Origin of the sequence: Microbacterium pullorum (assembly GCF_014836535.1) — a bacterium.
Taxonomy (GTDB): Bacteria; Actinomycetota; Actinomycetes; order Actinomycetales; family Microbacteriaceae; genus Microbacterium; species Microbacterium pullorum.
In genome coordinates this window covers 99,370-109,974 of record NZ_JACSQP010000005.1, presented here as the reverse complement: position 1 = coordinate 109,974, position 10,605 = coordinate 99,370, and the positions used below count along the sequence as shown (strand labels likewise).

Below are 10,605 nucleotides of genomic sequence, written 5' to 3'. Positions count from 1 at the left end.
GACTCAAGACGGGACGACGTCGGCCCTGAAAGCTATGTGCGGGGAACTGCGCTTGTGGCTGTCTCCTCGGGGACATCGGACGCGGGGGGTGCGCTCACGTCGACGAAGTCTTCGGTGTTCTGAGAGTGTACAGCCCCATCGGGCTGCCACTGGCGCCCGGGCACATATACCGACGGCTCATTGCCGGTGTGGCGGCGCTTCTGCACGACGATGATGACGAGCCCCACCACGACACCGAAGATCGCGGCCCACACATTCGTGCGAAGGCCGAGGAAGACTTCGCTCGGGTCGATGCGGATCGATTCCCACACCACGCGGCCCGCGCAGTACCAGACGAGGTACAGCCCGAACAGCCGTCCCCACTGCAGGCGCAGCTTGCGGCCGGCCCACAGCAGCACCAGCACGCCGAGGAGGTTCCACAGCGACTCGTACAGGAACGTGGGGTGGAAGAGGGTCCCTTCGGGCAGGCCGACCGGCCACGCAGCATTGGGGTAGTCGATCTCCAGGCCCCACGGCAGGTCGGTGGGCACGCCGTAGAGTTCCTGGTTGAACCAGTTGCCGAACCGGCCGATCGCCTGCGCGAGCAGCAGGCCGGGGGCCAGTGCATCGGCGAAGCTCCAGAAGCGGATGCCGGTCCAGCGGCAGCCCAGCCACGCACCCACGGCGCCGCCGAGGAGGGCGCCGAAGATCGCGATGCCGCCGTCCCAGATATTCCAGATGGCGTCCTGCTCGAACGGGTTCCACCACTGTCGACCCTGGCCGAAGTAGAACCCCGGATGGGTGAGCACGTGGAAGATGCGCGCGCCGACGATGGCCAGCGGCACCGCGAGCAGCGAGATGTCGAGGACGACCCACGGCTCCGCACCACGCCGGGTGAGGCGGCGGTTGGTCAGCAGCGCCGCGGCGATGATCCCGGCGATGATGCACAGCGCGTAGAAGTGGATGCGCAGCGGACCCAGGTCCCAGTAACTGACGGACGGGCTCGGGATGCTGGCGACGACGCTCGCTGCGGCGTGGATCATGGGAGATCGGGTCCTTGCGTTCGGAGGGCGGAGGCGGTCCGGCCCGAGAAAGTCTAGTTCGCGGTGGCGCCGGCGGTGAGGGCGCGTGTCGTGGCGGCGAGAGCGTCGAGTCCGCCGTCGCGGAGCGCCCGCACGAGGGCGGTGCCCACGATCGCCCCGTCGGCGTAGTCCAGCACTCCGGCGACATGGTCGGCGGTCGAGATGCCGATGCCGACGCAGGCGCGTTCGCAGCCGCGGTCGCGCAGCCGCTGCACGAGCGTGCGCGCGGCGGCATCCAGATCCGCCCGCTCCCCCGTGATGCCCATCGTCGAGACGGTGTACACGAACCCCGTCGATGCGCCGACGATGAGGTCGAGCCGCTCGTCGGTGGAGGTGGGGGCGGCGAGGAAGATCCGGTCGAGGCCGGTGCGCTCGGATGCCGCGATCCACTCGCCCGCAGTGTCGGGAGTGATGTCGGGGGTGATGAGTCCCGCGCCGCCCGCGGCGAGCAGGTCATCGGCGAAGCGGTCGACGCCGTACTGCATGACGGGGTTCCAGTACGTCATCACCAGCACGGGGACCTCGACGCGCGAAGTGATCTCCCGCACCGCGGTGAAGATGTCACGAAGTCGGAACCCGGCCGCGAGGGCGGTCTGGGTCGCCTCCTGAATGACGGTGCCGTCCATCACGGGGTCGGAGTAGGGAGGGCCGAGCTCGAGGATGTCGGCGCCGTTCTCGGCGAGGGTGACGGCGGCCTCGATGCTCGCCTGCAGGTCGGGGAACCCGAGCGGCAGGTAGCCGACGAACGCACCGCGTCCCTCGGCGGCGGCCTTGTCGATGGCGGCGGCGACGCGGGAGGTCACAGTTCGATCCCTTCACCGGCAGCGGCGTCGTCTTCGGGCGGCGTGACCACCGGGGCGGGAGCCTCGTCGCCGTAGAGCCCGAACCAGCGGGCCGCGGTGTCCATGTCCTTGTCGCCGCGGCCGGAGAGGCTGACGGCGATCACGGCATCCGGTCCGAGTTCGCGGCCGAGACGCATGGCGCCCGCCAGCGCGTGGGCCGACTCGATCGCGGGGATGATCCCCTCGGTGCGGCTGAGCAGTCGCAGGGCCTCCATCGCCTCGGTGTCGGTCGCGGGGATGTACTCGGCGCGGCCGATCGACGCCAACCACGCGTGCTCGGGGCCGACGCCGGGATAGTCGAGGCCCGCGGAGATCGAGTGCGACTCGACGGTCTGACCGTCCTCATCCTGCAGGACGAAGGTCTTCGCACCGTGCAGCACGCCGGGGCGGCCACGCTCGATGGATGCCGCGTGACGGAGGGTGTCGACACCGTCGCCGGCCGCCTCCACGCCGTACAGCTTCACGTCGGCGTCGTCGAGGAACGCATCGAACATCCCGATCGCGTTCGATCCGCCGCCGACACAGGCGACGACCGCGTCGGGCAGACGTCCGACCTCGTCGAGCAGCTGCGCGCGGGCCTCTTCGCTGATGATCTTCTGGAAGTCGCGCACCATCGCGGGGAACGGGTGGGGGCCGGCCGCGGTGCCGAAGATGTAGTTGGTCGTCTCGACACTGGCGACCCAGTCGCGGTATGCCTCGTTGATGGCATCCTTCAGCGTGCGCGAGCCCGTCGTGACCGGGATCACCTCGGCGCCCAGCAGCCGCATGCGCGCGACGTTGAGCGCCTGGCGCTCGGTGTCGACCTCGCCCATGTAGACGGTGCAGTCGAAGCCGAAGAGCGCAGCCGCCGTGGCGGTGGCGACGCCGTGCTGACCGGCGCCGGTCTCGGCGATGACGCGGGTCTTGCCGAGGCGCTTCGTGAGCAGCGCCTGCCCGATGACGTTGTTGATCTTGTGCGACCCGGTGTGGTTGAGGTCCTCGCGTTTGAGGAACACGCGGGCGCCGCCGGCGTGCTCGGCGAACCGGGGCACTTCGGTCAGCGGCGACGGGCGGCCGGCGTACGAGCGCAGCAGGCCCTCGAACTCGGCCTGGAACGACGGATCGATCTTCGCGGCGTCGTACACCGCGGTGAGTTCGTCGATCGCGGCGATGAGCGATTCCGGCATGTACCGGCCGCCGAAGTCGCCGAAGAAGGGTCCAGCGGCATCGCGCAGACTCATGAGCCGGCCTCCAGGAAAGCAGTGAGGGTCGAGACGGGGTCGCCGGTGACCAGCGCCTCCCCGATGAGGACGACGTCGGCGCCCGCGGCGCGGTAGTGCGTGACGTCGGCGGGGGTGAGCACGGCGGATTCCGCGATCTTCACGGCATCCGACGGCAGGTGCTCGGCCAACCGGCCGAACAGGTCGCGATCCATCTCGAACGTCGAGAGGTCGCGGGCGTTGACCCCGACCAGGCGTGCGCCGATGTCGGCGGCGCGGTGCACCTCGTCGAGCGAGTGGGTCTCCACCAGCGGCGTCATGCCGAGGTCGAGGACGAGGCTGTGCAGCTGCGCCAGCACCGGCTGCTCGAGGGCGGCCACGATGAGCAGCACGAGGTCGGCGCCGCTCGCGCGTGCTTCGAGCACCTGGTAGGGCGTCGCGATGAAGTCCTTGCGCAGCACCGGCACCGACACGGCGGCCTTCACGGCCTCGAGGTCGGCGAGGCTGCCCTTGAAGCGGCGGCCCTCGGTCAGCACCGAGATCGCGCTCGCTCCCCCGGTCTGGTAGAGCGATGCCTGGTGGGCGGGGTCGGGGATCGATGCCAGGTCGCCACGCGAAGGACTCGCGCGCTTGACCTCGGCGATGATCTTGACCTGGCCCGCGGGTGCGAGAGCGTGCAACGCGTCGAGGGCGGGAGCCTGGGCGAGCGCCGACTGCTCCACCTCCGCGAGCGGACGCAGCTGCTGGCGTGCCTGGGCGTCCTCGACTGCGCCGGCTGTGAGGTCAGCGAGGATACTCAATGCTGCTTCGGCGCGTACTTGGGGCCGTTGACGCCGTAACCGGCCTTGGCCATGCCCCACCCGACGAGCGCGCCGACCACGACGAGGGCGGCCGAAGCCCATACCAGTGCCGGCATATCCAGCCAGAAGAACACCGTGCCCAGAACCACCGCGAGAAGCATGATCACGACGGCGGTCCATGCTGCCGGGGAATGTCCGTGACCGGGGTCGCCGATGTGGTTGCTCATGGATCTCCTTCGCGTGCCGAGCGGCAGGGCGGCCGCTCGGTTCAGTCTAGCGGGGTCAGGCCGTCGGGTCCGCGCCGCGGGACAGGTCGTCCCACGAGTCGATCGCGTCGTGGGGGCGCGATCCCGCGGTTCCGCCGGTGCCGGCGGCGGGTGTGTCGGTGCGGTAGCGGCGGCCGGAACCGCGCCACGTGTGGGCGGTGGCAAGGGTGAACGCGCCGCCGGCGATCAGCACGACGGCGGCCACGAGGGCCACCCACGGCCAGGCTGTCGCGGTGATCTCGGCGACGAGGGCCGACACGGCCTCCAGACCGCTGAGGCCGGTGGCCTCGGTCACGGTGGCGGCGACGGCGGGCAGCGGCAGGTCGATCGCCACGGGCCAGACGAGGGCCAGCAGCGACGCGCCGATGGCGATCGCGATCACGCCGAAGACGTAGCGCAGCACGCGCCCCACGATCGTGAGGGCGAGGCCGAGTGCCAGAGCGGCGAGCCCGAGCGGGGCCAGCACCGGGACGGCGGCGGTGCCCGGCACGGCGAGCGAGTCGGCCGCGCCGTCGGTGAGGGTGACGTGCAGCCACGTCTGCGTGGACGAGATCACGGCGGCACCGCCGGCGACCACGATCGCGAGCACGGCCATCAGGCGTGCGCGACGGGTCATGACAGCGCCGTCTGCGGGTGCAGGTCGTCGACGTCGAAGCAGGTGCGGGTGCCGGTGTGGCAGGCCGCGCCGATCTGCTCGACCTCGATCAGCACGGCGTCGCCGTCGCAATCCAGGCGTGCGCCGCGCACGAGCTGGATGTGCCCGGACGTGTCGCCCTTGCGCCAGTACTCCCCGCGCGAGCGCGACCAGAACGTCACGCGGCCGGTGGTGAGGGTGCGCCGGAGTGCCTCGGCATCCATCCACGCCAGCATGAGCACCTCGCGGGTGTCCCACTGCTGGATGATGGCCGCGACGAGGCCCGCGTCGTCGAAGCGCACCCGCGCGATGCGGTCGTCCACGGATTCGGTCATGATGCGTCCTCCCGTCCGCGCACCAGCACGCCGTCGGCGGCGAGGGCGTCCTTGACGTCGGCGATGCTCAGCTGGCCGGAGTGGAACACCGACGCTGCCAGCACCGCGTCGGCGCCGGCGTGCACGGCCGGGGCGAAATCGGCTGCGGCACCGGCTCCTCCGGAGGCGATGACGGGCACGCTGGCGAGCTCGCGCATGAGGCCGATCAGCTGCAGGTCGAAGCCCGTCTTCGTGCCGTCGGCGTCGATGGAGTTCACCAGCAGCTCGCCGGCACCGCGGTCGATGGCCTCGCGGGCCCAGTCCAGGGCATCCAGCGTGGTCTCGGTGCGTCCGCCGTGGGTGGTCACGACGAACCCCGAAGCCGTGGCATCCGACCGCTTCACATCCAGCGACAGCACGAGGGCCTGCGAGCCGAACCGGTCGGCGATCTCGGAGAGCAGGGCGGGGCGGGCGATGGCGGCGGAGTTGACGCCGATCTTGTCGGCCCCCACCGCCTGCAGCCTGGCCACGTCGTCGGCGGAGCGCACTCCCCCACCGACGGTCAGCGGGATGAAGACCTCTTCGGCGGTGCGGCGCACCACGTCGTAGGTCGTGGCACGGTCATCGACGGTGGCGGTGACATCGAGGAAGGTGATCTCGTCGGCGCCCTGCTCGTAGTACATGCGGGCGAGGGCGACCGGGTCGCCCATGTCGCGCAGGTTCGCGAAGTTCACGCCCTTGACGACGCGGCCCGCCGCGACGTCGAGGCACGGGATGACGCGGCACGCGAGGGTCATCAGAGCCTCGCGTTGTGGATGGCGGTCACCAGGATCGCGCGGGCGCCGATGGCGTAGAGGGCGTCCATGACCTGGTTGGCGCGCGTGCGCTCGATCATCACGCGCACGGCGACCCACGCCGGGTCGCGCAGCGGCGAGATGGTGGGCGACTCGATGCCGCCGGCGATCGTGACGGCCTCATCGACGAGGTTCGCCGGCAGGTCGTAGTCGACCAGCACGTAGCGGCGGGCGACCATGACGCCGCGCAGGCGCCGCAGCAGGGTCTCGGCGCCGGGCGCTTCGACGGGAGCGCCGATCAGCACGGCCTCGGACTGCAGCAGCACCGGGCCGAAGATCTCGAGGCCCGCCTGGCGCAGTGTCGTCCCGGTGGAGACCACATCGGCGACGGCGTCGGCGACGCCCAGCTGCACGGCCGATTCCACGGCACCGTCCAGCGGCACGAGGTCCACCGCCACGCCGTGCTCGTCGAGGTACGCGTCGACCAGGCCCGGGTAGGCGGTGGCGACCCGCACGCCGTCGAGGTCGGCGAGCGTGGCGAAGCGGCCGGGAGGGCCCGCGAAACGGAAGGTCGACGCGCCGAAGCCGAGGGATTCGATCTCGCGCGCCCCCGGCATGCGGGCGTCCAGCAGCAGGTCACGGCCGGTGATGCCGACATCCAGTGCGCCGGAGCCGACGTAGGTGGCGATGTCTTTGGGGCGCAGGTAGAAGAACTCGACCTCGTTGACCGGGTCGATGACGTGCAGGTCCTTCGGGTCACGGCGGCCCGTGTAGCCCGCCTCGGCGAGCATCTCGGCGGCGGTGTCGGCGAGGGAGCCCTTGTTCGGCACGGCGATACGCAGCATGGGTGGCTTTCGGTGTGGGGATGGATGCGCGGGTGTGGGCGTGGGCTCAGAGATGACGGTAGACGTCGTCGAGGCTCAGCCCCTTCGCGAGCATCATCACCTGCAGGTGGTACAGCAGCTGGGAGATCTCCTCCGCCGCGGCATCCTGCGATTCGTACTCGGCGGCCATCCAGACCTCAGCGGCCTCTTCGACGATCTTCTTGCCGATCGCGTGCACGCCCGCATCCAGCTGCGCGACGGTTCCCGACCCTTCGGGGCGCTGCTGCGCCGTGGCGGACAACTCGGCGAACAGGGTGTCGAACGTCTTCACCTTGACAGGTTACCGGTCAGTGCCGGTGGGCGCGGCCCGCCGCGGTGCGCAGGGCCGTGATCGCGGCCTGCGGATCGGTCGCGCCGAATACGGCGGACCCGGCCACGAACGTGTCGGCGCCGGCCTCGGCGGCCTGGGCGATCGTCGATTCGCCGATGCCGCCGTCGACCTGCAGCCACACGGCGCTGCCGCGTCGGCGGGCCTCGTCGGCCAGCATCCGCAGCTTCGGCATGGTCTCGGGCATGAACGACTGACCGCCGAAGCCGGGTTCCACCGTCATCACGAGGATCTGGTCGAACTCGTCGAGCGAGTCGAACAGCCCCTCCACGGGGGTGCCGGGCTTGACCGCGACGCCGGCCCGGGCGCCGATCTGGCGCAGGCGCCGTGCGAGTGAGATCGGGTCGGTCGCCGCTTCGAGGTGGAATGTGACCGATTCGGCGCCGAGCTCGGCATACTCCGGTGCCCAGCGATCGGGCTCGTCGATCATGAGGTGCACATCCAGCGGGATGGGGCTGGTGTCCTGGATGCGCCCGACCATCTGCGGCCCGAACGTGAGGTTCGGCACGAAGTGGTTGTCCATGACGTCCACGTGCACGAAGTCGGCCGTCGCGATGCGGGCGAGGTCGGCCTGCATGTTGACGAAGTCGGCGGCGAGGATGCTCGGGTTGATGCGCACGTCGTTGTCAGTCACGCCTTCATTATCCCGGGCCGCGGGCTGGCCGGGTGCCGCAGACCGCGGTCGCGCGCCCGGGGGCTGCTCCGGTGTCGCATATGGCGGGTGGTCACGCCGCGGGACTATGCACACGCGACACCGCAGCAGCCCCCGGATGTCGGGCGCCGGACCGCGGGCTGCTCCGGTGTCGGTCGTGGTGGATGTGCGGCCGACGGACTGTGCCGGAGCGACACCGGAACGGCCCGGGGATCTGCGGGCGTGCGGCGCGGCTTCGGCGGGCGGCCGCGCACGTTCCGGCATCCATCGCGGTGAGTATCGCCCCGCGGCCGCGGCCGCGCCCGCGGCCGCGAGCTGCTCCGGTGTCGCGTGTGGCGGGTGCTGCGCCGCGGGACTGCGCACACGCGACACCGCAGCAGCCCTCGGGCGCCGCGGGTGGGCGGTGCGGGCTGCTCCGGTGTCGGGTGTGGCGGGTGTGGCGCCGCGGAACTGTGCACGAGTGACACTTGAGCAGCTCTCGCGGCGGGGCGACCGCGGCACGGCGCGGCGACGCGAACGCGCGGCGCGGCGGGGGTCAGCGGCGGCGCAGGAGGGTGATCGACATCGCGTCGGTGCCGTGACGGTGCGGCCACAGCTGCGCGCGGCCCGAGCCGTCGACCTGCGCCGGCAGATCCAGCGGGGTGCGGGCGACGGAGGAGACCACGGCGCGGGCGTCGAGCTCTTCGAGGCCGTCGCCGAATTCGCGAAGCAGCTCCGCACCGATCGCGGCCGTCTCGGCCAGATGCGGCGAGCACGTGACGTACGTGAGGATGCCGCCGGGGCGCAGCGCCTGCACGGCGGCCCTCGCGAGCCCCAGCTGCAAGTCGGTGAGCTCGGGGACATCCGACGGGCTCTTGCGCCAGCGCGCCTCCGGCCGACGGCGGAGCGCGCCGAGGCCCGTGCAGGGGGCGTCGACGAGCACGCGGTCGTATTGGCCGGCTGCCGCGAGGGCGCGGTCACGACCGTCTTCCTGACTCACCGGCACCTCGAGTGGCACACCGGCGACCGAGTCGCGCACCAGTCGGGCGCGGTGGGCCGACGGCTCGTTCGCATCGAGGTGCACGCCACGCTCGAGTGCTTCGGCGGCGAGGATCGCGGTCTTGCCGCCGGGACCGGCGCACAGGTCGAGCCACCGCTCCCCCGCCCGCACCGGCGCCGCCCCCACCAGGGCGAGGGCGGCCAGCTGCGAGCCCTCGTCCTGCACGCGCACGCGCCCGCCCGCCCCGGCGATCATCGCGTCGGGTGCCCCGCCGCCCAGGCGGAAGCCGTACGGCGAGTAAGGCGTCTGCTGCGCGTCCGCGGGGATCTCCGCGAGCCCCGGCAGCGCCGTCATCGTCACCTGCGGCGACACGTTGTCGGCGGCGAGCAGCTGTTCGAGCTCGTCGGCGCGGCCCTCTGCGGCCAGCGCCCGGCGGAACGCGCGGATGACCCACACCGGGTGGGCGTGCGCCAGCGCGAGGCGTTCGTCGTCCGAACGCGCCGCCGCGGTGATGCGCTGCATCCAGTCGCCGGGCGTCTCCCGCGACACCCGCCGCAGCACGGCGTTGACGAAGCCGGCGGCGCTCTGGCCGACGGCCGCGCGTGCGAGCGAGACCGATTCGTTGACGGCGGCGTGGGATGCCACGCGCGTCGAGAGCAGCTGGTGAACGCCCAGCCGCAGCGCGTCGAGCACCGGCGGGTCGATGTCCTCGACCGGGCGCCCCGCGGCATCCGCGATGATCGCGTCGTACGTGCCCTGCCGGCGCAGCGTGCCGTAGGTCAGTTCGGTCGCCAGCCCCGCGTCGGCGGTCGAGAGCCCGGCGAGGCGGATCTCCTTGGGCAGCAGCAGGTTGGCGTACGCGTCGGACTCGTGCACACCGCGCAGCGTCTCGAACGCGACGCGTCGGGCCAGGGTCGCGCCGTTCATGCGCCGGCCACCGCATCGGTCAGACGCGCACCGCGCCACCAGTCGCCGGCGGCCATGGCCGCCTTGCCGGCGGGCTGCACCCGGTGCAGCACCACGCCGCCCTCGCCCGCACCCACCACCACGTCGCGGCCGACCAGGCCGATGCGGCCGGGCTCCAGGCCACCGGCATCCGGTGCCACGGTCGCCGCGAGCACCTTCAGCCGCTGCCCCGCCACCGTCGTGTGCGCACCGGGCTCGGGCGTCGTGCCGCGCACGCGGTCGACGATGCGCGTCGCGGGCTGAGACCAATCCAGGGCGCCATCGGCGAGGGTGAGCTTGCCGGCGAAGGTCGGCTCCCCCGTCTGCGGCACGGCCCGCGCCGTGCCCGCGGCGATCGCGTCGACCACGTCGGTCACGAGCCCCGCGCCGCTGATGGCGAGGTCGGCGAGCACGTCGCCGGCCGTCGCGGTCTCGGGCACCTCGTAGGTGATCTCCCCCAGCACGTCACCGGCGTCGAGTTCGGCGACGAGCTGGAACACGTTCGCCCCCGTCGTGCGGTCGCCGGCGATGAGGGCGTGCTGCACGGGAGCGGCACCGCGCCAGCGCGGCAGCAGCGAGAAATGCAGGTTGATCCAGCCGTGCGGCGGCAGCGACAGCAGCGGCTCGCGCACGAGCCCGCCGTACGCCACGATCACCCCGAGGTCGGGGCGCAGCGCCGCGATGCGCTCGGTCGCTTCGGCGTTGAGGCGGTCGGCCTTGATCACCGGCAGGCCGAGCTCGGCGGCGGCCTGCGCGACCGGTGACGGTGTGAGCACGCGCTTGCGGCCGAGCGGCGCATCGGTGCGGGTCACGACCCCGACGAGGTCGTGGCCGGAGGCGGCGAGGGCACGCAGCGACGGGACGGCGGGCTCGGGGGTGCCCGCGAAGACGAGACGCATGGGGTTTC

The 10,605-nt window shown here is 72.1% G+C and carries 13 protein-coding genes; all 13 read right to left on the bottom strand.

What is annotated here, in order from left to right:
- Positions 1 to 32 precede the first annotated feature (32 nt).
- A complete protein-coding gene (gene lgt, locus H9651_RS09540) occupies positions 33 to 1,022 on the bottom strand; it encodes a prolipoprotein diacylglyceryl transferase (RefSeq protein WP_191719077.1) in 990 nt (329 codons plus the stop codon).
- Between the two features lie 53 nt (positions 1,023 to 1,075).
- The gene (gene trpA, locus H9651_RS09535; protein WP_191719076.1) at positions 1,076 to 1,864 is read right to left on the bottom strand and encodes a tryptophan synthase subunit alpha; all 789 of its coding nucleotides are present in this window, start codon (positions 1,862 to 1,864) and stop codon (positions 1,076 to 1,078) included.
- Positions 1,861 to 3,123 carry a tryptophan synthase subunit beta gene (gene trpB / locus H9651_RS09530; RefSeq protein ID WP_191719075.1) on the bottom strand — a complete coding sequence of 421 codons (1,263 nt, stop codon included), beginning with the start codon at positions 3,121 to 3,123 and terminating at the stop codon, positions 1,861 to 1,863. The genes trpA and trpB overlap by 4 nt, the downstream gene beginning before the upstream one ends.
- Positions 3,120 to 3,896, bottom strand: coding sequence for an indole-3-glycerol phosphate synthase TrpC (trpC, locus tag H9651_RS09525; protein ID WP_191719303.1), 777 nt, complete (start codon positions 3,894 to 3,896; stop codon positions 3,120 to 3,122). Before trpC ends, trpB begins: the two co-directional genes overlap by 4 nt.
- A gap of 2 nt (positions 3,897 to 3,898) precedes the next feature.
- Positions 3,899 to 4,129 (bottom strand): DUF6704 family protein, encoded by a 231-nt coding sequence (locus tag H9651_RS09520; RefSeq protein WP_191719074.1) that lies wholly within the window; start codon positions 4,127 to 4,129, stop codon positions 3,899 to 3,901.
- Positions 4,130 to 4,184: 55 nt separating this feature from the next.
- Entirely contained in the window at positions 4,185 to 4,784 is a 600-nt protein-coding gene (locus H9651_RS09515; protein ID WP_191719073.1) for a Trp biosynthesis-associated membrane protein, read from the bottom strand.
- The gene (gene hisI / locus H9651_RS09510) at positions 4,781 to 5,137 is read right to left on the bottom strand and encodes a phosphoribosyl-AMP cyclohydrolase (protein WP_191719072.1); all 357 of its coding nucleotides are present in this window, start codon (positions 5,135 to 5,137) and stop codon (positions 4,781 to 4,783) included. The genes H9651_RS09515 and hisI overlap by 4 nt, the downstream gene beginning before the upstream one ends.
- On the bottom strand, positions 5,134 to 5,913 hold the full coding sequence (gene hisF, locus H9651_RS09505) for an imidazole glycerol phosphate synthase subunit HisF (RefSeq protein WP_191719071.1): 780 nt from the start codon (positions 5,911 to 5,913) through the stop codon (positions 5,134 to 5,136). The genes hisI and hisF overlap by 4 nt, the downstream gene beginning before the upstream one ends.
- Positions 5,913 to 6,755 (bottom strand): ATP phosphoribosyltransferase, encoded by an 843-nt coding sequence (gene hisG, locus H9651_RS09500; protein ID WP_191719070.1) that lies wholly within the window; start codon positions 6,753 to 6,755, stop codon positions 5,913 to 5,915. Before hisG ends, hisF begins: the two co-directional genes overlap by 1 nt.
- A gap of 46 nt (positions 6,756 to 6,801) precedes the next feature.
- The gene (locus tag H9651_RS09495) at positions 6,802 to 7,065 is read right to left on the bottom strand and encodes a phosphoribosyl-ATP diphosphatase (protein ID WP_191719069.1); all 264 of its coding nucleotides are present in this window, start codon (positions 7,063 to 7,065) and stop codon (positions 6,802 to 6,804) included.
- Between the two features lie 16 nt (positions 7,066 to 7,081).
- Positions 7,082 to 7,756: a ribulose-phosphate 3-epimerase gene (gene rpe, locus H9651_RS09490; RefSeq protein WP_191719068.1), complete on the bottom strand. Its 675-nt coding sequence runs from the start codon at positions 7,754 to 7,756 to the stop codon at positions 7,082 to 7,084.
- Between the two features lie 553 nt (positions 7,757 to 8,309).
- Positions 8,310 to 9,680, bottom strand: a complete 1,371-nt coding sequence (locus tag H9651_RS09485) for an RsmB/NOP family class I SAM-dependent RNA methyltransferase (protein ID WP_191719067.1) — start codon at positions 9,678 to 9,680, stop codon at positions 8,310 to 8,312.
- Positions 9,677 to 10,597 carry a methionyl-tRNA formyltransferase gene (fmt, locus tag H9651_RS09480; protein ID WP_191719066.1) on the bottom strand — a complete coding sequence of 307 codons (921 nt, stop codon included), beginning with the start codon at positions 10,595 to 10,597 and terminating at the stop codon, positions 9,677 to 9,679. The genes H9651_RS09485 and fmt overlap by 4 nt, the downstream gene beginning before the upstream one ends.
- Positions 10,598 to 10,605: the final 8 nt, after the last annotated feature.